Below are 23961 nucleotides of genomic sequence, written 5' to 3' on the forward strand. Positions count from 1 at the left end.
TAAAAACAGCAAAAGGAGTGAAAATGCGTAGCCATTACTGCACTGATTTAAGCAGTGCCGACATAGGCAAAGAAGTTACGCTTTGCGGCTGGGTAAATACCTACCGCGACCACGGCGGCGTTATATTTTTGGACCTGCGCGATCGCACGGGACTGATCCAGATCGTCTGCGATCCGGCAGATAGCAAGAGCTCTCACGAGGCCGCGTCGCACGTTCGCGACGAGTACGTCCTAAGGATAAAAGGCAAGGTCCGCGCTCGCGGCGAAGGCCTGGTAAATCCGCGCCTAAAAACGGGCGAGATCGAAGTAGTCGCCAGCGAAGTGATAGTAGAAAACCCCAGCGAGCCGCTGCCTTTCGTCATCGGCGATGAGAGCGTAAACGAGGACATCAGACTAAAATACAGATTTTTGGACCTTAGAAACGAGAAACTTCAAAATATCTTTAAAATGCGCTCAAAAGCGGCGATCGCAGCTAGAAACAGCTTAGATAAAATGGGCTTTATCGAGTTTGAAACGCCGATTTTAACGCGCGCAACGCCGGAGGGTGCCAGAGACTATCTAGTGCCTAGCCGCGTATATCCGGGCCAGTTTTACGCCCTGCCGCAAAGTCCGCAGCTTTTTAAACAGCTTTTAATGTGCTCTGGCTTTGATAAATATTTCCAGATCGCAAAATGCTTCCGCGACGAGGACTTGCGAGCGGATAGACAGCCTGAATTTACGCAGATAGATATCGAGATGAGCTTCATCGAGCAAGAAGACATCCTAAATATGGCTGAAAATATGCTAAAAGACGTCTTTGCCGCCTGCGGATACGATATCCAAATCCCTTTCCGCCGAATGAGCTACAAAGAGGCTACCGAGAGCTACGGCAGTGATAAGCCCGATCTGCGCTACGATCTAAAGATGATCGACGTTATCGACATTTTCGCGCGCTCTAGCAATGAAATATTTAGCAAAATCGCGAGCGAGCCTAAGAAAAACCGCGTCAAAGCGCTAAAAGTACCAAACGGCGATAATATCTTTAGTAAGCGCGAGATGAACCGCTTTGAGGAATTCGTCCGCAAATTCGGCGCTCAAGGCCTTGGCTACTTCCAGATGAAAGAGGACGGACTAAAAGGGCCGCTTTGCAAATTTTTCGAGCAAAGCGACCTTGACGAGATTATAGAGCGCTGCGAACTAAAAGTCGGCGACGTCGTATTTTTCGGTGCTGGCAAGAAAAAAGTCGTGCTTGACTACATGGGTCGATTTAGGATTTTCCTCGCCGAGCAAATGGGCATCATCGACCAAAACAAAATGGAGTTTTTGTGGGTGCTCGACTTCCCGATGTTTGAGCAAAACGACGACGGCAGCTACTCAGCCATGCATCATCCGTTTACCATGCCTAAAAACATCGACGAGCCGGATCTCGAGGATATCCTATCGGTCGCTCACGACGTCGTGCTTAACGGCTATGAGCTTGGCGGCGGCAGCGTGAGGATACACAAAAACGACGTTCAGCAAAAGGTATTTAAGCTACTTGGTATCGACGAGGCCGAGCAACGCGAGAAATTCGGCTTTTTGCTCGACGCGTTAAGTTTCGGCGCGCCTCCTCACGGCGGTATCGCGATCGGCTTTGACAGGCTAAATATGCTAGTAAATAAAACTAGCTCGATCCGCGACGTCATCGCCTTCCCTAAAACCCAGCGCGCTCAGTGCCCGCTAACTAAGGCGCCTAGCGAAGCTAGCGGCGAGCAGCTGAGGGAGTTGGGGCTAAGGCTGCGAGAAAAAGAAAAATAAACTATAAAGCGTCGTCTCGTGAGCGCTTTTTGTAGAGCTAGTAAAATTTCGGCTCGATGAACTATACGTTCTATCTACGCCAAAATTTTACGTCGCAACTCCAAAAATCATCTCACGATACTTCCGCTACAAATTTATTTAATTTTATTTTTTATTTTAAAGAAAAAGCGAAGTATCTTGCGATGAATTTAAATGTTGCGAAGAAATTTTCGACCGAAGATAGAACATATAGTTCATCGAGGGAGGAAATTTCTAGCTCATTTAAAAACGCTCAAGAGACAAGCCGCAAAGAAAGGGAAAAATGAAAAATTTGTTTTTAATCATCGGCGCTCCGGGTTCGGGCAAAACCACCGACGCATCGCTAATTGCTCAAGAAGATGCTAAATTTGCGCACTTCTCCACAGGCGACCTGCTTCGTGCAGAGGTTGCTAGCGGCTCAGAGCTTGGCAAACTAATCGACGGCTTTATCTCAAAGGGAAACCTAGTCCCCCTTGATGTGGTCGTAAACGCGATCGTCTCGGCAATCAAAAGCTCGGACAAATCAAACGTCATCATCGACGGTTACCCGCGCAGCGTCGAGCAGATGACCGAGCTAGACAAAGTGCTAGCCGCGCAAAACGATATCGCATTAAAAGGCGTGATCGAAGTGGACGTTAGCGAAGCCGTCGCACGCGAGAGAGTGCTCGGACGAGCGCGCGGAGCCGACGACAACAACGAGGTTTTCAACAACCGCATGAAGGTTTATCTAGAGCCGATCGAGGCGATACGTAAATTTTACAAAGAAAAAGGCCTGCTCCACGTCGTAAACGGCGAGCGCGCTATCGAGCCTATCGTAGCCGACGTCAAGGCTCTCGTAAATAGCCTATAAACATTTTTTAGAGCCTCAAGCTAGGCTCTAAATTTAAGCTTTCCATAAATCCAAATTAACAAAAAATTCACGAAATATCATTAAAATCCGCTCTATGATTTCACGAAAATCACATCAAATTTAAAGGATACGTAATGTTTAAAAAGATAGTTTTATCAGTAGCTCTTGTAAGCGCTATGTTTGCGGCGGGCGGATTTACGGGCGCTAGCTCAAATGCGCAAGGCGCGACAAATCAAGGCGGCTTCGTCGGCAAAGGCGCCCTAGGCGCAAGCACCGTAAAACAAGCCCTAGCGCTACCCGATGATACTCGCGTCGTGCTTGAGGGCAAGATCGTCTCCGAGTTTCGCCCCGAGCATTATCAGTTCATAGATAAAAACGGCGACGCGATCGAAGTCGAGATCGACCACGAGGACTGGAGAGGCGTAACCGTCGATGAAAACACGCCCGTGCGCATCTACGGCGAGGTCGATAAGGACTTTACTAAAACCTCTATCGACGTAAAAAATATCGAAATAATCAAATAATTTTAGGTCGGTTTGCCGCCTTAAATTTCCTCTAATTTTAAGTTTTCCAACCCTACCTTGCCGATAAGCGGATTTTGCGCCCTAGTTTCAAATTTACCACGCTATAACCCGTCAAAATTTAGCTAGCAGAAGTTCTCGTTTTACTCCAAATTTAGCCGAGATTTTATATAATCGCTTACTTAAATTTCAAGGCGATTATCTCAAAATATTTTGGCGAGATAGGAGCTTTACAAAGGATTAAAATGGACGTTTCAAAAATCAAAGCAGGCTCAAACCCGGACAAAATCAACGCCGTGATCGAGATCCCGTACGGCTCGAACATAAAATACGAAATCGACAAAGATAGCGGCGCGGTCGTAGTAGATCGCGTGCTCTACTCGGCGATGTTCTACCCGGCAAACTACGGCTTCGTACCAAACACGCTCGCAGCAGACGGCGATCCTGCCGATATCTTGGTGCTAAACGAATATCCGCTGCAAGCAGGTAGCGTGATCCCGTGCCGCCTAATCGGCGTACTCGTGATGGAGGACGAAGCTGGTATGGACGAGAAGCTACTAGCCGTACCGGTCACCAAGATCGATCCGAGATTTGACGGGATCAAGGGCTATAAAGACCTACCTGAGGCCACTTTAAATAAGATCAAAAACTTCTTTGAAACTTATAAAATTTTAGAGCCTAACAAATGGGTTAAGGTTAAAGAATTTAAAGACGCCCAGGCCGCAAAAGAGATCCTAGACGCGGCAATCAAAAACTACAAATAAACCACTTAGGCTTGCTTGGCCGCCGTTTCGTTAAACCCAAACAGACGGCGGCCGAGTTTAAACTCGCGAAAAAATCAAAAGGATAAAAATGGATATATTAAAGTTACTTTTGGGCAACTCCAGCGGCATGATAGACGCGATGTCGCAAAAAAGCGGACTGGCGGCAAACGACGTAGAGGCCGTAGTTTCTAAGATCGCGCCGATTTTCATGCAAAGAGCAAACGAAAATTTTAAATCAGATGCGGATTCGTCAAATTTCCTAGAGATGATACGCCGCTCAAACCTTGACGAGATGACTGACGCCCCGCAAAATATCAGCGTCGCCGAGGGCAACGAACTACTTGGCGTGCTAACGGGTTCAAAAGAAAACAGTAGCGCCCTAGCTAGCGACATAGGTTCGCAGTTAGGCATCAGCGCGGACTCTATCAAAACCTTGCTACCTATGATCGCACCGATGATCGCAGGCATGCTAAACAATCAGCTAAAAGCCTCAAATTTGCAAGGCTCGGCGGATAGCGGCTCCATGATGTCGATGCTTACGCAGTTTTTGGATCAGAACAAAGACGGCTCGATCGTGGACGATATTTTTAGGATCGCAGGCAACTTTTTAGGTAAAAAATAGACTTTAACTCCTTAAGGCCTTTGCTAAAATAATAAAGCGGCAAAGGTCTTGAATTAAATCTTATTCGCAAATCTAAATTTTTCTTGCGTAAATTTAATCCCCATCCGTACAAAACCCAGATAAGTCCGAGAGGACGCCGTATAATTTTGAGCGAATATCAGGGCGGTATTAGAAAAATGCGTTAAAATTAAAAACATCACAACCTAGTCTCAATAAAGATCTGCAAAGCCCAAAAAATAAGCCCGCCCGCGGCGCTACGTTTTGGATGATTTATATATTTTTATGCGTCTTGCTTTAAGTATCTTAAGATAGTAGCCGCCAAGGCTTAAATTTCGCAAGAGCAAGCAAAACCCATTTGCTACCGCCGATTATTCGCCTTATTTATGCCGATGATTTATTTTGAAAGATAAGCCTCAAAAACCGTAACAGCCTACGGCCTGCGCGAGTTAGCAACCCGGAATACGAAACCAATACTCGTCACTACGCTTTAAACCCCGCAAAATTTGTTTTTACGATTTTTATGAGAAAAATTTCTCTTTTTTGCTGATTTATCTTTAAAATGCGTCTTAGCGGGCTTAAATTTAGTTCTAAAATCTTAAATTTGATTTGCTTTATTATAATGTAAATCTAGTTTGATTATTTAAGCATTATTCCATTAAAGTCAAATTTAAACCTGAAATTTGTTTCTATTTTACACATTATAAAAGCAAAAAATGCCTACGCTCCGCGGCGTATCCATGATGCCAAAAAGAGTAACCAAGCGAAACAACGATAAATTTTTAACCGAAAAGCACTGTTTAAAGCTCAAATTTTCTTTATTTAAAACATTAGACGATAACTTTTATCGCTTAAAAAGAGGCGATGAGAGATAATTACTCCGATTTGAATTTTTTACAAAGGATAAAAGATGAAAGACTTAACTTTGATGACCAACATCGAAGACCTAAGGCAAGTATGCTACCGCAACGTGCCTAAAATGTTTTATGAGTACGTAGATACGGGATCTTGGACGCAGACGACGTACCGCGAAAACCGCACGGATTTTGAGCCGATAAAATTTAAACAAAAAATCCTAGTAGATATGGCAAATCGCAGCCTAGAGACCGAGCTACTAGGCAAAAAGGTAAAATTTCCGGCTATGACCGCGCCGGTGGGATTTATGGGGATGATGTGGGCGGACGGCGAGATACATATGGCGCGCGCCGCTCAAAAATTCGGCATACCTTTTACGCTCTCTACTATGTCGATCTGCTCGATCGAAGACCTAGTCGAGGCCGGAATCGAACCGTTTTGGTTTCAGCTTTACGTTATGCGCGATAGGGAGTTTATGAAAGATCTAATCCGCAGGGCAAAAGCCGCAAACTGCTCCGCTCTAGTCGTCACGGTCGATCTGCAAGTGCTGGGAAATCGCCACCGCGATATCAAAAACGGCCTATCTACGCCGCCTAAATTTACGATACCAAATCTCATAAATCTAAGCACTAAAATCCCGTGGGGACTAAGGTATCTAAAAAACAGACGCTGGACGTTTAGAAATATCGCCGGCCACGCAAAAAACGTAAGCGATCTAAGCTCACTAAGCTCATGGACTAAGGAGCAGTTTGATCCGAGCTTACAGTGGAGCGACATCGAGGAGATCAAAAATCTCTGGGGCGGTAAGATAATCTTAAAAGGCATTATGTTGCCCGAAGACGCGCAGTTAGCCGTCAAGCACGGTGCAGACGCCATCATAGTATCAAACCACGGCGGACGTCAGATGGACGGCACTCTCTCCTCGATCAAGGCGCTACCTGATATCGTCGCAGCCGTCGGCGATAAAACCGAGGTGTGGATAGATAGCGGATTTTACACCGGTCAAGATATGCTAAAAGCGTGGGCTATGGGCGCAAAAGGCGTGATGCTCGGACGCGCGCCTGTTTATGGACTTGGCGCATACGGTGAGGAAGGCGTTACGCGAGCGCTGCAAATTTTATACGACGAGATGGATACGACGATGGCTTTTGCCGGACATAGGGATATCAAGGACGTAACAAGCGATATTTTAATCCCCGGCACCTATCCTACGCCAAGCGTTTAGACGAGTTAGACGGATTAGTCGGTATGCGGCTGCGCTAATCCGCCTTTATCTTATTTTAAACTTAAATTTAGGCACTTGGTTAAATTTATACCTGATTTACCGAGCGCCCGGCCTAGAGCAAATTTAACGCAGGCTCGCCGCATAAACCAAAGGCAGCGCAAAATCTTAAATTTATCCTGCCGCCCGCAAGCTATGTCGCCTTTTTGCTTAACGTAAAATCTCTTAAAATATCGTAGCGACTAGCCTGACCCATCTTGTTTTAAAATCCCAAACAACGGCATTTTTGGATTTTACCTCTATAAAATTTACGAAATAAAGCAAAATTTGCCGACTCAAAAGATGATTTTACCCGCTTCTCTAGTTTTTGCCTTAAATTTAATCCGCCAGGTCTTGACAAAAGCTAGCGCAGTTGCCGCTACTTAAAAATTCTCTCGTTAAATCACGCAGTCAGGCTTTGTCGGTTTTTGATTTACATTAAGCAAGGCGTAGGGCTAAAGCCGAGTTTACGGGCGTATTTTGCCGTTTTGCAGATATATCTTTAGCCGCTAAATTTGGCGCAGCCCACAAAAAGGCCGTTTTGATTGCGCCTAATTTGACGCGCCGTTTTACAAAGCAAGGCTGTTTGCTAAATTCAAGTTGCCGCAACATCAAATTTATAAGATATCGAAGTAATAATAAAATCTTGACGCGTCAAAACGGTTTATTTTAGCCCTTTTTTAAGCTTCCTAACGAGAAATCTCGCCAAATGCAGCTCGTCAAAAAGCGATTTTTCGATGCAAAGCGGACGGTCAAAAATAAGATCGCAGATGAGTTCGGCGCCAAGCACGGCCGTACAAAGCCCGCGCGAGCCGTGAGCGGTGCTTGCGTATACGTTTGGCACGTATTTTGGATACGGATTGGACTTGCCTTTCGTCCAAAGCAGCGATTTGTAACTGTCTTTGTAAAAATCCTCATCATAAAGTCGCCCGATGAGCGCAAATCGGTCGCCGCTATAGCTACGGTAGCCGACTTTTGAGCCGATTATTCGTATGTTTTGCGGTATTTTAGCTGCGATGTTTGAGCTGTTTTCAGGCACGGTCAAATTTGACGCATCTCGCGCCTGTGTGGAGTCGCCAGCGGTTTTGGCGCGCAAATCCGTATTTTTACTCAAATTTATATCGTTACTACTCGCTTCTAAACGATTTAAATTTTCAGCGGCACCGTCTCGGCCAATAGTCAAATTTAAATCCTGCTCGCCGCTTAAATTTAACCGCTCGCTTTTAGCAAATTTACCGTCCAAAAACTCGGCGACGTCGGCTAAATTTTTCTCGTCGTCGCTAGAGCGCGGCTCGTCTAAAAAAAGATTTCTATCATAAGTAGCGCCGATCACCTGCACGCCATCAGCAGGCGGGCAAACGTAGCCTTTGGCGCTAAAAGGCGCGGACGTCCAGACGGCGGGCTTAATATGCGTGACCTGGCCGCGCACGGAGCTAAGCCTGATATCATAGTCCGCAAAGAGTTCCATACTCTCGCTACCGATAGCCAGCACGAGTACGTCGACGTCGATGCTTCGTCCATCCTTAAAGCGCGCCCTAACCGCGCCGCCCTCAAGCGTCTCAAAGGCCGTAAACTCGCAGTTTAAAAGCGTTTTTATGCCCGCGCTTGCAGCCTTGCACATCTTTCTGGGGCGAGCTTTTGCGCCTTTAAAAATAAACGCGCTAGCGTATGGCTCGCTATCAAATTTTAGCTCAAAAACGCCGTTATCCGCGTCAAATTCGCGCCACTCGTAAAAGCGCTCCAGCGTCTTTTGCTCGTACGCGTAGTCCGTCGCGCCGCAAAACTCTATCTCATCAGCGCCGAGGTTTTGGCCGTAAAAGCGCGCCGCCTGCAAAAACGCGTTCATATGCATGCGTCCTAATTTTACAGTCGGCTTCGTGATAAGCGGCATCAAAATCCCGCAGTGATTTCCGGAGCCGTTTAGTGCGATGTCGCTGCGGCAAACGCAGCCCGCCACTCCGCCGCCGATCACTAGCGCCGTCCTTGGAGTGATCGTGGCAGCGGGGTCAAATCTACTAAACCAAATCTCGCTTTCAGCTTGCCGCTCGCCCGCAAATTTAGCCCGTAGCATTTCGCGCTTTTTGCCGTAGCCTTTTAGCATTTTTACCTCAAAGCCGCTATTTTGCAGGGCTCTTTTTAGCGCGCCCGAGGCCGAATACGTGCAAACGCTAGCGCCCAGAGCGCATAAATTTGCGATTTTAGCGCAAACTTGCTCGCTCCACATCGCTTCGTTTTTAGCGGGAGCAAAACCGTCCATAAAAACGGCGTCCGAGATAAAGCTAAGCTCGTCCAAAACTTCGTCCACGTCGCCAAAACACAGCGTAAGCGTGACGTTTGGAGCTAAATTTAATCTATGAAATCCGCGAACAAGCGGCGGGTAGGCATCCAAAAGCTCGCCTGAAACGTCCTCAAGCTCGCTAAAATTAGCGTAAATTTTAGCTAGATCGTCTCTAGCGATAGGCGTTTTTTCGATACTTACGAAATTTAAAAATTTATCCGAGTTTTTAAATCGTTTAAAAGCGCAGAGGAAATTTAGCCCCGCGCCAAATCCCGTCTCAAGCACGTTAAATTCGCTCTTTTTCTCCCAAATTTCATCAAAAACGGAGTTAAAAACGTACTCGCTCTGGCCTATGGGATCATCTGCGTTAAAGTAAATGTCGTCAAAATCGGGACTAAACGGGACGGTGCCTTTAAAAACGACACGCGCGCTTTTCATCGTTGGTTTGAAAAATAGACGTCTACGCCGTCTGCAAGCCCCTTGGCTAGAGCATCTTGGTATTTTGAGTTGTTTATTAGCTCGCCCTCGCTAGGATGCGTGATATAGCCGACCTCGACCAGAACCGCTGGCATCAAAGCGCCTACTAGCACCCAAAACGGAGCCTCGCGCACGCCGCCGTCAGCGGTCTTTGGTATCACGGTTTTAGCCTGCGCCAAAACTTCGCGCTGAACGTCGATAGCTAGCTTGTTTGAGGCGATGATTTTTTCGCGATTAAGGAAATTTAAAAATGTCTGCTTAGAAAAATAGTTCATTTCATCGACGTCCGATTTATTTTCGAGCGCGGCGGCGTTTTTGCTACGCTCGGAGCGAGCCGGCGAGAGGAAAAAGGTCTCGACACCTCGCATAGATGCGGTCTTTGCCTTGGTTGGCGCGGCATTTGCGTGGATAGATATAAAAAGATCCGCAGCCTTGTCGTTGGCGTATTTCGTGCGGTCGCGAAGGTTGATAAATTTATCCTTGCTGCGCGTGTAATAAACCTTGTAGCCGCGTCCTTGCAGCTCTTTGCCCGCCTTTTGCGCGATACTTAGCACGATATTTTTTTCTTTGAGCTGGCCGTTTACGGCGCCGGGATCGTCGCCGCCGTGCCCTGCGTCAAGGACGATAACTTTGCCTTTAGCGCTTGTGATTTTTTTAGTACTTGGGGTTTTTGCCAAAGGAACGAGCATCTCCTCCTCGGGCTTAGGTTTTGGAGCGATTTCTTGATCGTTTTGGGCGGATTTAGCGGCTTGCTCGGCTTTGCTTTGCTGATTTTTAGGCTGAATTTTTTCGTTTTGTTTTGGTTCTATTTGAGCTTTTTGAGCTGCTTTTTGAGGCTCTTTGAAATTTTCCTTGCTTTTGCTTTCCGGCGTTTTAGCGCTTAAAGAGTCCGAATTTTGAACGGTTGCTTTTGAAAATATCACGGATTGATTTTGGACGCGCAGCTTTAAATTATGCTTAAATTTATCGACGAATACTACTCTGACGGTATTTGCGTCAAACTGGCTAATGCGAATCTCGTCGACTAGATAATTTTTGATCCTCTGCGGCTTACCCCCGCTCCAAATGCCCTTAAATTCATATATGCTTTTATATGAACCTTTTTGATTTAGATCGGTCTTTTTTACATCGCCGCCGTCTAAAGGACGGCTAAATTTTAGCTCCAGCTTACCGCCCGTATCTGCCGCTTCTAGCAGATATAGAGTCTGTGTCTTTACGTTTTGCGCGTTTTTGCTAGATAGCGGAGCGGATGAAAGCTGTTTTAACTTAACCGGTTCTTTTTGCTCCGGCTCTTTTGCTTTGGTTTCTTTAGCGGGTTTGGACTCTTGTTTAGGGCTAGCGCTCTTTGGCTGCGGTATGCCGGCTAGCTCTTTTTCGTACGACTTGCTATCAAGCCCTAACGTTTTGGAGCTTTTTATCAGCCTTTTTAGGCTCTCGGCTCTTAAATTTACGTTATTTTCCATTATGGATTTTACGTAAAGCGTCCTTAGTTCTTGATGCATGGCGATTTTATCTTTATTGCTTGCGCTAGCGAAATTTTTATCGAATTTATCTAGGCTCAATAAAGCGCTAGCGTAAACCGCGCCGGTAAGAAAGAATAAAAATATTAAAAATACTTTAACTGTCTTCGCCATTTATTAGTTTTTCAAATAGCTCTTTTACGCTTATTATCTCGTTTAGCCTGTATCCGTTAGCGCCGGTGAAAAACAGTCCCGTATCCTTTCGTCCAGCAAATGCGTCGTAAAGACGGTCTGCGATACAGTAGCCGACTTCTTTAGCTTCCTTGCCGCGCTGGCACGGGCTTACGCAGTTGCTTACGCAGCTGATTTTGGGCCCCTGGCGTTTATCCACTAAATTTAGCAAATTCGTCCTGACGCCGCGAGCCGGGTAGCCTACGGGGCTTTTGATTAGCTCGATGTCCTCTTTTTTACAGTTTAAAAGTACTTGCTTAAATTCCTCCGAGGCGTCGCACTCGTGAGTGCCGATAAAGCGAGTGCCCATCTGTACGCCGTTTGCGCCTAGGCTAATCGCCCTATCGATGTCGCTTTTATCCCAGATACCGCCTGCGGCAAATAGCGGGATATCCCCCCACTCTTTGATCTCGGCCGCTACTTGCGGGATTAAATTTTCTAGGCTATACGCGGGATCTAGGCACTGCTCGTAGGTAAAGCCCTGATGGCCGCCACTAAGAGGCCCTTCAAGCACCACCGCGTCAGGAAGCCTACCGTAGCGCCCCTGCCAGCGTTTGCAGATGATTTTTAGCGCCTTTGCCGACGATACGATAGGCACCAAAGCGACATCGGGGAAGCCGACCGTAAATTCGGGCAAATTCGTAGGCAAGCCAGCACCCGTGATGATCACGTTTATGCCGTGGTCGCAGGCGTCTTTTACGATGCGATCGTAGTCGTTGCTGGCGTATAGGATATTTACCCCAAGAGGCCTGTCGCCGCAGATTTTACGCGCATTATCGATAACGGCTTTTAGCCCCGCGCGCGAGTAAAAATTTCCGCTACCGTAAGGCTTGGCGTTTAGCTCTTTGGTGATGTATTTTCGCCCTTCGTAGTAGCCCGTTCCCACAGAGCTTATGACGCCTAGGCCGCCTTCTAGGCTGACGTTTCCGGCGAGCCTATCCCAGCTGATGCCAAGCCCCATCCCGCCTTGGATTATGGAGTGAACTATCTCGTATTTTCCGATTTTTACCGACATCACGTTACCTTTAATTTCGCAAATTTTCGCTTGCCTACCTGCAAGATATATTCGCCCGCTTCTAGCTTTAACTGCTCGTCGCTTAGCTTTTTTTGGTTTATACTGACGGCGTTTGCGGCGATATCGCGGCGAGCCTGCGAGTTTGAGCTAGCTAGCCCGCACGCGGTTAGAGCTTCTACCACCCAAACGCCCGCTTTTAGCTCAAATTCGGCTATTTCGGTAGGAATTTGATTTTGCGAGTGTACGCGGTCAAATTCGGCCTTTGCCTCTTTTGCCGCAGCTTCGCCGTTATATCTGGCCGTGATTTCTAGCGCGAGGGCTTCTTTTACGGCTTTTGGGTGAGCTTTGCCGCTAGCTACGTCTGATTTTAAATTTGCGATTTCCTCGGTACTTTTTTCGCTTAAAAGCTCGTACCAACGCCACATCAGCTCATCGCTGATACTTAGCGTCTTAGCGAACATATCGTTTGGCGAGTCGGTTACGCCGATATAGTTTCCTAGGCTCTTGCTCATTTTATTTACACCGTCAAGCCCCTCTAAAAGCGGCATCATGATGACGGCTTGTTCTTTGCCGACGTTATAAACCCGCTGCAAGGTTCGTCCCATCAGAAGGTTAAATTTCTGATCCGTGCCGCCCATTTCGATATCGCATTTCATCGCGACGCTATCGTAACCCTGCAAAAGCGGATACAAAAACTCGCTGATAGATATCGGACTGCCCGCGTTTAGACGCTTTTCAAAGTCGTCGCGCTCAAGCATCCTAGCCACGGGAAAGGTGCTGGTTAGCTCCACGATACCCGTAGCCCCCAGCTCGTTACACCATTTTGAGTTAAACATTATGCGCGTTTTACTCGGATCTAAAATTTTAAACACCTGCTCCTCGTAGGTTTTGGCGTTTTTCTTAACGGTATCCGCATCAAGCTTTTTTCTAGTCGCCGATTTGCCGCTAGGATCGCCGATTTGCCCGGTAAAGTCGCCTATCAAAAACTGCACTATCGCGCCGTGCTTTTGTAAAAAGGCCATCTTTTGAAGCACCACGGAGTGTCCTAGGTGCAAATCCGGAGCCGTCGGGTCAAAGCCTGCTTTAACGTAGAAATTTTCGCCTTTTTCGTAGTAGTTTTTTACTAAATTTTCTATGCGCTCCTCGTCTATCATCTCGGCGACGCCTTTTTTTATCTCGCTCATTATTTTGCTCAAATTTTCGCCCATTTTCTCTCCTAAATTTATTAATGTCCGTATGCGTCGTCAAGCGACACGAAGTCAATGATCTTGTAGCGATCTTTTAGCCGCTCTTTTATTTCGTTCACGTTTAAATTTTCGCCAAGCTCGATCGTTAGCTCGAAAAGATCGGCCGTAGCCTCTCTGGTTTCGGTGAGGCTGATCGTTACGAGGTCGATTTGCATTTTTGCCATAAAAGTTAAAAACTCGGCTAGCGACCCGCGTCTGTTTTCAAGGCTCAAAATAATCTTAAATCTATGCGGAGCTATCTTCGTCCATTTGACGAAAATCATCTCGTTTTTCTCCTCCGCCAGCTTCATAAACCGTTCGCAAAGCTTGTGATGAACGGTAACGTGATGGTAGTTTCTAAAGCCCACGATATCGTCGCCGCGCTTTGGATTGCAACAATAATCAAACTCTACGCTATTTATTTTGTGGTTCGAGTAGATCACGATATTTTCAAATTTTTGTTTTTTTACGTTATATTTATCCGTTAGCGCGATGGCAAACGGACGGTCTTTTTTTACGTATTTTTTTAGCGCGTTTACGATGTCTTGTAAGTAAACCGAGTCAAATGCAGCCTTAAAAATTTTCTTGGTTAAATTTTCGCTATCCACCCACTGCGATATAGTTTCGGAAGGAACGCCGAAAATCCCGCTTAAAATCTCAAGCGCAACCATGTTATTTATATCTCTTATCTTTTGCTTGCAGTATGATCGTATCGTAGCTCTAGCCTTGCCCGTTTTTACGCTGCTTAGCCACGAACAACGGTATTTTGGCTCATCGCCCGTTACGATGCTTACTATGTCGCCGTTTCTTAGCTCGGTTAGTAGCGGCACTCGCATACGGTTTACATAGGCCTCTTTTGCATATAGTCCTACTTGCGTATGTATCTCGTAAGCATAATCAAGCGCGGTTGCGCCGCGAGGAAGCGTAAATATATCTCCCTTTGGCGAATAAACCGCGACGTCTTCTACGTAGAGGCTATCTTTTGCGTATTCGTAGAGCTCCTCCGGATTTTCGTTTGCCTCTTCTATGCCGTTTTCTATACCGCTGATGTCGCTTAGCCAGTCTAGTTTTGGGTTTAAAAAGCCCCCGCTTTTATATTTCCAGTGCGCCGCGACGCCGTACTCTGCGGTTTTATGCATATCAAAGGTACGAATTTGCACCTCAAAGATGCTTTTGTTATCAAATATCGTCGTGTGTATGGTTTGGTAGCCGTTTTGCTTAGGAAGCGCGATATAGTCTTTAAAACGCGAAATGAGAGGATTAAAATTTATATGTAAATTTCCAAGCACCAAATAACAATCCTGCGGCTCCTTAACCAGCACGCGAGCGGCTAGCAGATCCAGTACCTCCTCTATAGAGATACCTTTTCGCTGCATTTTTAGATAGATAGAGTAGTGGTGCTTGACGCGCTTTTGTATCTCAAAGTCTGTTTCGCTAAAACCATTTTCAAGCAAAATTTGAAAAATTTTATCGGTAAACGCGTTTAGCTTTAGTACGAGCTGTTGCTTATGCTCGTTTAGATAGTCGTCTATTTTTTTGTATTCTTCCGGTAAAGCGTATTTAAAACTAAGATCGTCAAGTACGTTTTTTATGGACGAGATACCTAATCTATGCGCGATAGGGGCATAAACCATCAGCGTCTCTTCGGCGATTCGTTTTTGCTTTTCGGGGCGCAAAGCTTGTAGCGTTAGCATATTATGCAGTCTATCGCAAAGCTTCACCACGAGCACCCTCACGTCCTCGATCGATATAAGCAGCATCTTACGAAATGTCATAGCTGACGCCGCCAGGCGTTCGTTTGACTCCGAGCTAGCTAGCTTATCCTCTCTGATAGCTACGATTTTAGTTAGTCCTTCGACTAGCTTTGCTACCTCTTCGCCAAAGTCCTCACGCACGCTTTCTATCGATCTATCCGTATCCTCGACCACGTCGTGCAGCAAGGCGGCTATAACCATAGCCTCATCAGCGCCCATATGCGCTACGATGCAGGCTACTAGGATAGGGTGTATCGCGTATGGTTCGCCGCTTTTTCTAAACTGTCCGGCATGAGAGATGACGCAGCACTCGACGGCGCGCTCTAAATTCGGAGTAAAGCACACTAGTGAGCTAAGTAGCGCACGCGCCTGCGATACGTCTTTGCATGCAAGTACGTCGTCTATTAGCTGCTCTAGTAAAAATCCGCTATTTGGCTGCTTCAACTATACCCTCTAAAGCTATTTTGCCCTCGGCTATCTCGCGCAATGCGATATCGGCAAATTTCATCTTGCTAACGTCGATATCAAGCAGGCTTTTTGCTCCGCCAGCTAGCGCCTCGGCTCTTTTGGCTACGACTAGAGCGAGCTTATATCTATCGTCTCCGACGAGTTTTAAAGCTCTTGCCGCTACTTCTTCAGATCTCATTTATTCTCCTTAAATTTAGTTTCTCACGACGGAGCAAAACGCACTCTCGTCGCCTTGTATGATTTTAAGCAAATTCCCGTCTTTAAACATATTACAGACTAAGATCGGTAGCGAGTTGTCTTTAGCTAGCGCGATAGCAGTATCGTCCATCACTTTGATATCGTCACTCATGGCAAGCTCGTAGTTTAGCTCTTTTAGCAGCGTCGCGTCGTCGAATTTATTCGGGTCTTTATCATAAACGCCGTCTACTTTCGTAGCTTTGATTATCATATTAGAATCAATCTCGATAGCGCGCAAAGTCGCAGCCGTATCGGTAGTGAAAAACGGATTTCCCGTGCCTGCGGCAAATATCACCACGCGGCCTTTTTCAAGGTGCCTGTTTGCGCGTCCGACGATAAAAGTCTCGCAGATAGCCTCCATCTTTATCGCGCTTTGTACGCGTACGTCTAGGCCTACGCTTTCTAGCGCCTCTCTCATCGCGATAGAGTTTATCACGGTAGCTAGCATACCCATGTGATCGCCGCTAGTGCGCTTTATGATACCGTCTCTAGCCGCGCTAACTCCGCGTATGATGTTGCCTCCGCCGATAACGATACCCACTTGGATGCCGTTTTCTACTAGCTCTTTTATCTGTTTTGCGATAAATTTAAGCACCGCGTTATCTATGCCAAAACCGCTATCTCCGGCTAACGCCTCGCCCGAAAATTTAACTAAAATTCGCTTCTTTTTCTCCATTTTTCATCTCCTTAAAATTTTGCGATTTTAACTAAATTTGCTTTAAATTTTGCTAATCCGCCCGAAAAACGGCTATTTTAAGCCGATTATCTCAAGCGGATCTATATGATAGTTTTTTTGCGTAACTTCAAAGGTGAGATCTCGCTGAACGCGGCCGATAATGTAGCCTTTTTGCACTTTAGCGCCCACTTTTACGGTAGGGGCGATCTGGCTAAGGTGCGCGTAGATCGTGTGGATGCCGTTTGGATTTTCGATAATTACGACTTTATCTAGCATCGCGGTTTCTTTAGCAAAGACCACTTTACCGTTAAATACGCTTTTTACCTTCGCGTCCGGCGAATTTGCGCTTAGCACGACCGATTCGTTAAAAATTTTGATGTTATAGATGGGGTCTACGTAGTTGCCGAATTTTTGCTTAACGGTAAAGCTCTCAAGCGGCGCGATCGTTTTTTCGCCACTATATTTTTTTACAAGGCTAGTTTGATAGCTCGAGCCAAACTGTTTCACGTCGCCCTCAGACGCGCTCACGCCGGTCTCGCCTTTTTTATTGTTCTTATTTTTTTGAGCTTTGGCTTCGGCCGCTTTTTGCGCGGCTAGAGCTTTTTTAGCCTCCTCGCTTTCTCTTTTTGCGACGATTTTTAGCTCTTCTAGCGTCTTTCTGATCTCATCTTGTTGGGCTTGCAAACGCGAGAGTTGCTTTTGATAAATTTCTTTATCTCGCTTTAAATTTGCCAGCGTTTTCATCTGCTTATCTTGCAGGGAAACGAGTTCGGCTTGCTTGAATTTAAAATTTTTTAAATTAGATTTTATGCCTTCTATCTTATCGTTTTGCGTTTTTATCAAATTTTGCGTACTTTCATACTGCTTTGCAAGCGCGTTAAAATCGTCTTTTAGCACCGAATTTAACTTACTTAGTATCTCCGTGGCGATGATGCTATCTTCGCCCTCGGCGTATTCTTTAGGCATTATAAGATCAAATGAAAACTCGTCTGATATGATACGCACGATACTTTTTTGGATATCTTTTTGACTTTGGGTTAAATTTTTATTTTGATTTACCAGCTCGTCAAGCTCGTTGCCCGCGCTTTTAGCGCTATTTTCCAGCTGCGCTATTTGCATGATGAGCTCTTTCATCTTATCATCGGTTTGTTTAACGCTTTTTTCGCCGCCTATGATATCGCCGGCTAGGTCGTCTAATTTTTTATTCAGCTGTTTTTCAAGGTCTTTTGAGGACTCAAGATACGTCGTTTGGTTTCTGATTTTTTCGTTAGTATTAGCCAAAAGCGCGCAAAAAGCCGCTAGCAAAAGCAAGGCGACTCTCATATACCCGTTCTACTCTTTCGCATAACGGTATAAACGGCTAGAAAACTAAGCGTCAAAGAGACTAAAAGCAGCATCGCTCCGTCATAAAACGCATCGATTGCGGGAAAATTTATATTTAACCCGCTCGCAGCGTCTTTTACGGGCTGAAAATCAGGTAAAAACGCGTAAAAAACAACCGTAAAAACGGTTGCGATAAACGAATCAAACAGCGCGGTTTTATATAGCGCGCCCGATTTTAGCCACGATGGAGCGCCAAGTAGCGTCATGATCTCTATACGCTCCTTATGCTCGTAAAGCCAAATTCGCATCTGCTTTAAGATAAGCATAAGTCCGATAAGGCCGATGAGGCAGGAAAATATCGCCGAAATATTTTTAACGAGCTGTAAAATTTTATAGACCTTATCGTGCGTTTTAGAAAAGGTCTCTACCCTGCTAACGCCCGCGATTTTTGCTATTTTATCTTTGATTTCGCTCATGTATTGCGTACTTGGAAAGGCATTTAGCCTAAGCGAGTAAAATTTAGGCAAAGCCTCTTGCAAAACGGCAATATTTTTAGCCGAAATATCCTTTGATAGTTTTTCTAATACTGATTTTGAGCTAAGAGGCTCGAGCGACTCAAACGTATAAACCAGCGGCTTTACGTCGGTAGCGTTTAGTTCGTTTTGACTCACGATGATGATGGTATAGTCTTTGTTCATCATATTTTCGTATTCGCTAAGGGCGCGATTTGCCGACAAGATAAACTCTATACCCGCAAGCAAGGCTACGAGCGGGATGATAACGCTAAGGTGATTTTTAAAGGATTTCATATATGCGTCCGTTTTCTATAACCAGATGTCTATAAGGCACTCTTAGCGAGACCGGTATATGGTGCGTAACGACGACGATACAAGTGCCAAGGTACTCTTTTGCCGAGCGCAAAAGTCCCCAAATAACGTCGCTTGAGTATTCATCTAAGCTGCCCGTCGGCTCGTCGCAAAGCAGTAAATTGGGATTATGCGCCAAAGCCCTAGCCATCGCTGCTCGCTGCTGTTCTCCGCCGCTTAGCTCGTTTGGAAATTTATCGGCTCTGTGGAGCAAATTTACATGCTTTAAAAGCTTGGTTGCTTGATTTTTACAGACGCTTGCGCTTAGACCTTTTATCATCAGCGGCAACATCACGTTTTTTTCGATATTCCACTCGCTTATCAAGCGATAATTTTGAAAAACCACGCCGATTCGTTGCCTTAGTTTGTCTAAATTTTGCTGCGTTATATCCGTCATATCCGTCAAACAAACGCTCAAAGAACCCGCGCTTGGCTTCATCTGGCCGTAAAAAGACTTTAAAAGCGTGGATTTACCGCTACCGCTTTGCCCCGTGATAAAAACGAAATCATCGGAATAAATGTCGAATTTAGCGTCCGTTATTAGATTTTGCTCGTTCTCGTATCCTAGGCACAGTCCGCTTGCGCTAATTATTTTTTGCATCCGCTAAATACTCCTTAAACGCAAGATGCGCCTTTAAATTTTCAGCCGTAACTAGCGGCTTTTTTATAAAATATTCCGCGCCTTTTTCACCGAGCAAAACATAGCAATGCTCGGGCGCGTTAAATGCGCCAAACGCCGCGCGAATTAAAATTTCGCCGCCCTCTTTTTCGTATTTTTCCTCTAAATGCAAGAAAAAATCATCCTCTTTTATCGTTTGGTTGCTAAATTTAGCCGAGATCTTGCCCGTATCGTAGCCGTTTTCAAATTTTAGCTCGCCCTGATCTGCTCTTGGCTCGCTTTGTTTTTCGCAGGTAAAGATAACGTCGTAAATATCTTTTTGATGCCTTTTCCAGCGGTCTTCGTATTTGCTGCTTACTTTTAGATCGCGGTTTTTGTAAATTTGCACGTCGGCATCGCTTAGATCTAAAATTTGCGCCAAAGTAAAGTCCGCATACTCGCGGCTATCGGTTCTTAGCTCAAATTTACCGCCCGCTTTTAGCGTTCGTTCGCACTCTAGGGTAAATTTCGCCGAGGCCACGCGCCTATGAGGAGCGTCATCCCAAGGTACGGGAAAATGCAAGAAAATCTTATCTATAAAATTTGACTCTACAAGCGACAAAAGCAGTCTCGCGTCGCAGTTTACGAGCATGACGTTGTTTAGATTTTTAGCTTTAGCTAGCTTTGCGACCTGCTCGAGCGAGGGTTTATAGACCTCGATACCCACTACTAACGTGTTTGGATTATTTTCCGCCTGAAATAGCAAGTGCCTGCCCGAACCAAATCCGATCTCGATAAATTTGCTCTCAAATTCGCTCTGATTTAAATTTTCAAGCAATTCGCCCACGCTAAAGATCGCCGAGTCTTTTTGCGTGAGGCGCGTGTTTTTTACAGCGATGGCTTCGCTTAAAATTTGATCGCAGTAAAGCTCTTTAAATTTCACCAAAGCATTTTGCAAAAGCCCTATTTTAGCAGGCTTTGTTAGCTTTTCGCCCTTTACCACCCAGTCATTTTCGCGCTTTTTTAGCGTGATAAAAAACTCCTCGCTAGAGCTTTTGGTATAAATAAGGCTAACGCCCTGCCTGCCGCGAGCCTCCCACAAAAAGCTTATCTCGCCGCAATCCTTTGGCGTAAATTTTACGTTTTTAGCTATAAAATTGGGCATTATTCGACGGTTATCTCGGCTTTTGCAGAAGCGTCGGAGCTTATGCCGTATTCATCTACGGCGATCACTTTATAGCTGTATTTTTGCCCGTAAGCAACGCCGTTATCGACAAATTCATTGCTAGTTATATTTGTAAATTTCTGCTCGCTTCCGCCGCCGTCTCTTATAACGGTAAAGCTTCTGGCCTTATCAGAGGCGTTCCACGTGAGCTTAACCGCCGTGCTGTCGGCTACAATAGATGACACGACCGGAGCGTCGATAGCTCCTAGCGTCATGCCGATGATAGGCTCGCTAGGCTTTTTAGACTCTAGGCCGTCTTTATCGACGATGGTGATTTTATAGTATCTAGTCGCCCCATTTTCGTTTATGAGATCCTCGTAGCTATTTGACGTGGTTTTAACGAGGTAGGTATAGGGCATAAATTTGCTTGAAGCGCTGTAAATTTTATAGTAGGCAAAGTCGTCGCTAGCCACGCTATCCCACGTCAAAATAATCTTTTTAGGCGCGTTTTGGGTAGCTTGGGCGTTTACGACCTCGTTTGGTAGCTGCTTTGTTGTAGAGTCTACGATCTCGCTCGGTTTTGAGATCGTGCCGCTAGTGGTTTTTACGAAAACTCTATATTTGTAGCTTTTGCCAGACTTTACGTCGTCATCGATATACTCGGCGTTTAGTCTGCCTTTTACCTCGGCGATTTGCCTCCAGTTTTCTTTATTTATATCTGCTTTTTCGATGACGTAAGATGCCGTGCGAAGATCAGGATGCGGTCTCCAGATGAGCTTTACGCGCTCAGGTAAATTCGTAAGCGCTCTAACGAAAGGTACCGAGTCCATAAGAGGCTTGGTCGTCGCGCTAACGACGATGCCTTGATTTGAGACTTGCTTGCTCTCGTTATACGTCCTCATCTCGTACGAGTATGTCGTCTCTGGGGCTAAATTTGCGTCCACATAGTGGCTGGCAAAGCGGTCTTTTATGTCGGCTACAACCTTCATTTTGCCGTTATTTTCGTTTGGATTTGAGCGGTATAGATAGTAGCCCGCGACGTTTGAAGTCGGAGTCGGCGTCCACTCAAAGCCAACTTCAGTCATATCGCTTATGGTTTTTAGGCTCTGGACGGTCGGTAAATTCGCATTTACTTGCGCGGGACCGCTAGATGATACGCATCCACTCATCACAACGGCTAAAGAGCTCGCTAAGCCCCATAAAATCAATCTTTTCATCTATATTCTCCTTGCTAAATTTGCTAAGTAAAATTTCACTAAAATCATCCCAAATAGGCGCGACAAAGCTCATTTGCCCACCCGTGCGCGGATGCGTGAAATATAGCCCGTAGGCGTGAAGCATTACTCGGCCGATTTTATCCTTTTCGCTCTTAAAACCGTATAAAGCATCGCCCAAAATATGGCGGTTTAGGCTAGCTAGATGCACTCTTATCTGATGAGTTCTGCCTGTAAAAAGCTTTGCCGCGATCAAATTTACGCCCGCGTTTTTGCTCTGCGCGGAGCCGTCAAATTCGCTAAAAAGCAAATTAGCAAAGGCGCTCTTTGCCGCGCGGCCGCTTGAAACTATCGCCTTTTTTAGGCGGTTAGCGGGATTTCGTCCGATAGCTCGCTCGACGATGCAGTTTTGCTTGAGCGGCAGATCTGTTAGAGCTAGATAGATGCGCCCCATGCTTTTGTCGCTTAGCTGGCTTGAAAGCGCGGCGTGAGCGGCGTTATTTTTAGCTACGACGATAGCTCCGCTAGTGCCTTTATCTAGCCTGTGCACGATACCAGCCCTGCTTTGTCCGCTTAAATTTGATAGCAAAAATCCCTTTGCGCCGAGCCAATCCACAAGCGTGGGTTCCTTGACGCTGGGAGCTGGATGGACGACTAAATTTGCCGGTTTATTTAGCACGAGCAAATCCTCGTCCTCGTAAATGATCGGTACTTCAAATTCCGCTTCAAATTTAGCCTTATCAGGCTCGCTTTGCTCAAATTTTATCCTCAAAACGTCGCCTAAATTTAGCTTAACCGATGGCTTAGTTAGCGGCTTGCCGTTCAGGCTAACCAGCCCGCTTTTTATCAAATTTAGCGCTTGATTTCTAGCGACGTTTAGCTCGCCCGCCAAAAACGCATCCGCCCTAGCCTGAACATCCTCTAAAATTTTGATCTCTTTTTCCGTCATTTTTAGATTTGTTTCCTTTAAAATGCTATAATCGCTCAAAAAAGGCAAATTTTTGATAAGACTCGATAGGCGAATTTTAACCCATTTTGACTTCGTTCAGCCGTTTTTGATACTTCCTATTATTATTTTATCATACATTTTGGTTTCTGAGGCAAATTCTATCCTAGCCGGCAAGCAGCTTGTATATTTTGGCGTCGGTCTAGCGGCGTTTTTATTTTTCTTTTTGCTCCCCATTCGCAAGATCGCCTGGCTCATACCGCTATTTTACTGGATTTGCGTCGTGCTGCTTATTTGCGTCGATCTTTTTGGCGCAAGTAAACTGGGCGCAAAAAGATGGCTTGAGTTTCCTTTTATCCACTTTACGCTTCAGCCCTCAGAGATCATGAAACCGGCGCTTCTTTTGATGCTAGGCTACCTCATAAAACAGCACCCGCCAGGCGAAGAGGGGTACGGGCTTAAAGACTTTGGACGACTTAGCCTTTATATCCTTTTGCCTTTCGTACTGATTTTAAAAGAGCCTGATTTAGGCACCGCTTTGATACTGCTCATCGTGGGCTACGCCGTGCTTTTTATCATCGGTGTAAATAAAAAAATCTGGTTTGCGATATTTGCGGGAGTTTTGCTCGCCGCCCCTTTGATTTACGAAAATTTGCACGATTATCAAAAAAAACGTATTACGGATTTTTTAAGCGAAGAATCTAACTACCACGTACGCCAAAGCATCATCGCTATCGGAAGCGGCGGCCTAAAGGGCAAACCAAAAGACGAAGCGACGCAGACGCATTTTAAATTTTTGCCCATTTCCACTAGCGATTTTATTTTCGCGTATACGATCGAGCGATACGGATTTTACGGCGGGCTTGCGCTACTTAGCTTTTACGGCGCGCTGATAGCTCATCTACTCAGCCTAAACTACGGGCTAAAGGATGATTATTTTACCCAGACGATGACATCGGGGATCGGGATACTCTTGTTTATCTACGTTAGCGTAAATATCATGATGACTATAGGATTTGCGCCGGTGGTGGGTATCCCGCTGCCGTTTTATAGCTACGGCGGTAGTAGCTTCGTTACTTTTATGTGCCTTTTTGGGATTTTGCAAAATTTGCTCGCGTTTCGCTTCGATCCGACCTATAGGCTGGTTAAATTTAAAATTTAACCGACGTAATTTACCTTTGCGGCGCTACGGCCTTAAGCGTCGTGCAAACGCTTTAGGGTGTCCTTTTTATCGGCGTAAACGGTTGCTTTATATTTTCCGCGGGCTTGCCTACGAGGCGGCTTACGAAAGCATAGCCGCAGCCTTGACTCCATAGTAAATTTTGCTAGCCTCGGTTTTAGTCAAATTTAGCATTTTTATCGCT

At 45.7% G+C, this 23961-nt stretch carries 20 protein-coding genes; 7 read left to right on the plus strand and 13 right to left on the minus strand.

What is annotated here, in order from left to right; genetic code table 11:
• Positions 1-23 precede the first annotated feature (23 nt).
• From aspS to Q0218_RS06335, 6 genes are all read left to right on the plus strand, one after another.
• Positions 24-1775, plus strand: coding sequence for an aspartate--tRNA ligase (gene aspS, locus Q0218_RS06310; protein ID WP_297967615.1), 1752 nt, complete (start codon positions 24-26; stop codon positions 1773-1775).
• A gap of 301 nt (positions 1776-2076) precedes the next feature.
• Entirely contained in the window at positions 2077-2643 is a 567-nt protein-coding gene (locus Q0218_RS06315; RefSeq protein ID WP_297967618.1) for an adenylate kinase, read from the plus strand.
• A 134-nt stretch (positions 2644-2777) separates the two neighbouring features.
• The gene (locus tag Q0218_RS06320) at positions 2778-3167 is read left to right on the plus strand and encodes a NirD/YgiW/YdeI family stress tolerance protein (RefSeq protein ID WP_297967620.1); all 390 of its coding nucleotides are present in this window, start codon (positions 2778-2780) and stop codon (positions 3165-3167) included.
• Between the two features lie 242 nt (positions 3168-3409).
• Complete coding sequence (gene ppa / locus Q0218_RS06325; RefSeq protein WP_297967622.1) at positions 3410-3928, plus strand: inorganic diphosphatase; 519 nt, start codon at positions 3410-3412, stop codon at positions 3926-3928.
• Between the two features lie 88 nt (positions 3929-4016).
• Positions 4017-4550: a DUF937 domain-containing protein gene (locus tag Q0218_RS06330; protein ID WP_297967625.1), complete on the plus strand. Its 534-nt coding sequence runs from the start codon at positions 4017-4019 to the stop codon at positions 4548-4550.
• 907 nt (positions 4551-5457) lie between these two features.
• Positions 5458-6627 (plus strand): alpha-hydroxy acid oxidase, encoded by a 1170-nt coding sequence (locus Q0218_RS06335; RefSeq protein ID WP_297967627.1) that lies wholly within the window; start codon positions 5458-5460, stop codon positions 6625-6627.
• Positions 6628-7327: 700 nt separating this feature from the next.
• Here the strand turns inward: Q0218_RS06335 and mnmC are convergent.
• The 13 genes from mnmC to Q0218_RS06400 all read right to left on the minus strand — a co-directional run bounded on the left by mnmC (position 7328) and on the right by Q0218_RS06400 (position 22600).
• Positions 7328-9379: a bifunctional tRNA (5-methylaminomethyl-2-thiouridine)(34)-methyltransferase MnmD/FAD-dependent 5-carboxymethylaminomethyl-2-thiouridine(34) oxidoreductase MnmC gene (gene mnmC, locus Q0218_RS06340; protein WP_297967629.1), complete on the minus strand. Its 2052-nt coding sequence runs from the start codon at positions 9377-9379 to the stop codon at positions 7328-7330.
• On the minus strand, positions 9376-11052 hold the full coding sequence (locus Q0218_RS06345) for an N-acetylmuramoyl-L-alanine amidase (RefSeq protein ID WP_297967632.1): 1677 nt from the start codon (positions 11050-11052) through the stop codon (positions 9376-9378). The genes mnmC and Q0218_RS06345 overlap by 4 nt, the downstream gene beginning before the upstream one ends.
• Positions 11036-12124 carry a nitronate monooxygenase family protein gene (locus Q0218_RS06350; RefSeq protein ID WP_297967634.1) on the minus strand — a complete coding sequence of 363 codons (1089 nt, stop codon included), beginning with the start codon at positions 12122-12124 and terminating at the stop codon, positions 11036-11038. Before Q0218_RS06350 ends, Q0218_RS06345 begins: the two co-directional genes overlap by 17 nt.
• On the minus strand, positions 12124-13332 hold the full coding sequence (gene tyrS, locus Q0218_RS06355) for a tyrosine--tRNA ligase (RefSeq protein ID WP_297967637.1): 1209 nt from the start codon (positions 13330-13332) through the stop codon (positions 12124-12126). The genes Q0218_RS06350 and tyrS overlap by 1 nt, the downstream gene beginning before the upstream one ends.
• Before the next feature lie 17 nt (positions 13333-13349).
• Positions 13350-15548: a RelA/SpoT family protein gene (locus tag Q0218_RS06360; RefSeq protein WP_297967640.1), complete on the minus strand. Its 2199-nt coding sequence runs from the start codon at positions 15546-15548 to the stop codon at positions 13350-13352.
• Positions 15532-15750 (minus strand): DNA-directed RNA polymerase subunit omega, encoded by a 219-nt coding sequence (locus tag Q0218_RS06365; RefSeq protein ID WP_295142509.1) that lies wholly within the window; start codon positions 15748-15750, stop codon positions 15532-15534. The genes Q0218_RS06360 and Q0218_RS06365 overlap by 17 nt, the downstream gene beginning before the upstream one ends.
• Before the next feature lie 15 nt (positions 15751-15765).
• Positions 15766-16485 (minus strand): UMP kinase, encoded by a 720-nt coding sequence (gene pyrH / locus Q0218_RS06370; protein ID WP_297967643.1) that lies wholly within the window; start codon positions 16483-16485, stop codon positions 15766-15768.
• A 72-nt stretch (positions 16486-16557) separates the two neighbouring features.
• Complete coding sequence (locus Q0218_RS06375) at positions 16558-17808, minus strand: peptidoglycan DD-metalloendopeptidase family protein (protein WP_297967645.1); 1251 nt, start codon at positions 17806-17808, stop codon at positions 16558-16560.
• Positions 17805-18617 carry an FtsX-like permease family protein gene (locus tag Q0218_RS06380; RefSeq protein ID WP_295142501.1) on the minus strand — a complete coding sequence of 271 codons (813 nt, stop codon included), beginning with the start codon at positions 18615-18617 and terminating at the stop codon, positions 17805-17807. Before Q0218_RS06380 ends, Q0218_RS06375 begins: the two co-directional genes overlap by 4 nt.
• On the minus strand, positions 18604-19275 hold the full coding sequence (locus tag Q0218_RS06385) for an ABC transporter ATP-binding protein (RefSeq protein WP_295142499.1): 672 nt from the start codon (positions 19273-19275) through the stop codon (positions 18604-18606). Before Q0218_RS06385 ends, Q0218_RS06380 begins: the two co-directional genes overlap by 14 nt.
• A complete protein-coding gene (gene trmB, locus Q0218_RS06390) occupies positions 19259-20437 on the minus strand; it encodes a tRNA (guanosine(46)-N7)-methyltransferase TrmB (RefSeq protein WP_297967649.1) in 1179 nt (392 codons plus the stop codon). Before trmB ends, Q0218_RS06385 begins: the two co-directional genes overlap by 17 nt.
• Positions 20437-21654: a hypothetical protein gene (locus tag Q0218_RS06395; RefSeq protein WP_297967652.1), complete on the minus strand. Its 1218-nt coding sequence runs from the start codon at positions 21652-21654 to the stop codon at positions 20437-20439. The genes trmB and Q0218_RS06395 overlap by 1 nt, the downstream gene beginning before the upstream one ends.
• Complete coding sequence (locus Q0218_RS06400) at positions 21584-22600, minus strand: RluA family pseudouridine synthase (RefSeq protein ID WP_297967655.1); 1017 nt, start codon at positions 22598-22600, stop codon at positions 21584-21586. The genes Q0218_RS06395 and Q0218_RS06400 overlap by 71 nt, the downstream gene beginning before the upstream one ends.
• Before the next feature lie 52 nt (positions 22601-22652).
• On the opposite strand from Q0218_RS06400, the gene Q0218_RS06405 reads away from it, so the two are divergent.
• On the plus strand, positions 22653-23759 hold the full coding sequence (locus Q0218_RS06405) for an FtsW/RodA/SpoVE family cell cycle protein (protein WP_122874216.1): 1107 nt from the start codon (positions 22653-22655) through the stop codon (positions 23757-23759).
• Positions 23760-23961: the final 202 nt, after the last annotated feature.

The organism is uncultured Campylobacter sp. (assembly GCF_938039245.1).
GTDB lineage: Bacteria > Campylobacterota > Campylobacteria > Campylobacterales > Campylobacteraceae > Campylobacter_A.

What these genes read in the sequence shown, in the direction of transcription:
- aspS (WP_297967615.1), top strand. Translation starts at nt 24, where the DNA reads ATGCGTAGCCATTACTGCACTGATTTAAGCAGTGCCGACATAGGCAAA.
- Q0218_RS06315 (WP_297967618.1), top strand. Translation starts at nt 2,077, where the DNA reads ATGAAAAATTTGTTTTTAATCATCGGCGCTCCGGGTTCGGGCAAAACC.
- Q0218_RS06320 (WP_297967620.1), top strand. Translation starts at nt 2,778, where the DNA reads ATGTTTAAAAAGATAGTTTTATCAGTAGCTCTTGTAAGCGCTATGTTT.
- ppa (WP_297967622.1), top strand. Translation starts at nt 3,410, where the DNA reads ATGGACGTTTCAAAAATCAAAGCAGGCTCAAACCCGGACAAAATCAAC.
- Q0218_RS06330 (WP_297967625.1), top strand. Translation starts at nt 4,017, where the DNA reads ATGGATATATTAAAGTTACTTTTGGGCAACTCCAGCGGCATGATAGAC.
- Q0218_RS06335 (WP_297967627.1), top strand. Translation starts at nt 5,458, where the DNA reads ATGAAAGACTTAACTTTGATGACCAACATCGAAGACCTAAGGCAAGTA.
- mnmC (WP_297967629.1), bottom strand. Translation starts at nt 9,379, where the DNA reads ATGAAAAGCGCGCGTGTCGTTTTTAAAGGCACCGTCCCGTTTAGTCCC.
- Q0218_RS06345 (WP_297967632.1), bottom strand. Translation starts at nt 11,052, where the DNA reads ATGGCGAAGACAGTTAAAGTATTTTTAATATTTTTATTCTTTCTTACC.
- Q0218_RS06350 (WP_297967634.1), bottom strand. Translation starts at nt 12,124, where the DNA reads ATGTCGGTAAAAATCGGAAAATACGAGATAGTTCACTCCATAATCCAA.
- tyrS (WP_297967637.1), bottom strand. Translation starts at nt 13,332, where the DNA reads ATGGGCGAAAATTTGAGCAAAATAATGAGCGAGATAAAAAAAGGCGTC.
- Q0218_RS06365 (WP_295142509.1), bottom strand. Translation starts at nt 15,750, where the DNA reads ATGAGATCTGAAGAAGTAGCGGCAAGAGCTTTAAAACTCGTCGGAGAC.
- pyrH (WP_297967643.1), bottom strand. Translation starts at nt 16,485, where the DNA reads ATGGAGAAAAAGAAGCGAATTTTAGTTAAATTTTCGGGCGAGGCGTTA.
- Q0218_RS06375 (WP_297967645.1), bottom strand. Translation starts at nt 17,808, where the DNA reads ATGAGAGTCGCCTTGCTTTTGCTAGCGGCTTTTTGCGCGCTTTTGGCT.
- Q0218_RS06380 (WP_295142501.1), bottom strand. Translation starts at nt 18,617, where the DNA reads ATGAAATCCTTTAAAAATCACCTTAGCGTTATCATCCCGCTCGTAGCC.
- Q0218_RS06385 (WP_295142499.1), bottom strand. Translation starts at nt 19,275, where the DNA reads ATGCAAAAAATAATTAGCGCAAGCGGACTGTGCCTAGGATACGAGAAC.
- trmB (WP_297967649.1), bottom strand. Translation starts at nt 20,437, where the DNA reads ATGCCCAATTTTATAGCTAAAAACGTAAAATTTACGCCAAAGGATTGC.
- Q0218_RS06395 (WP_297967652.1), bottom strand. Translation starts at nt 21,654, where the DNA reads ATGAAAAGATTGATTTTATGGGGCTTAGCGAGCTCTTTAGCCGTTGTG.
- Q0218_RS06400 (WP_297967655.1), bottom strand. Translation starts at nt 22,600, where the DNA reads ATGACGGAAAAAGAGATCAAAATTTTAGAGGATGTTCAGGCTAGGGCG.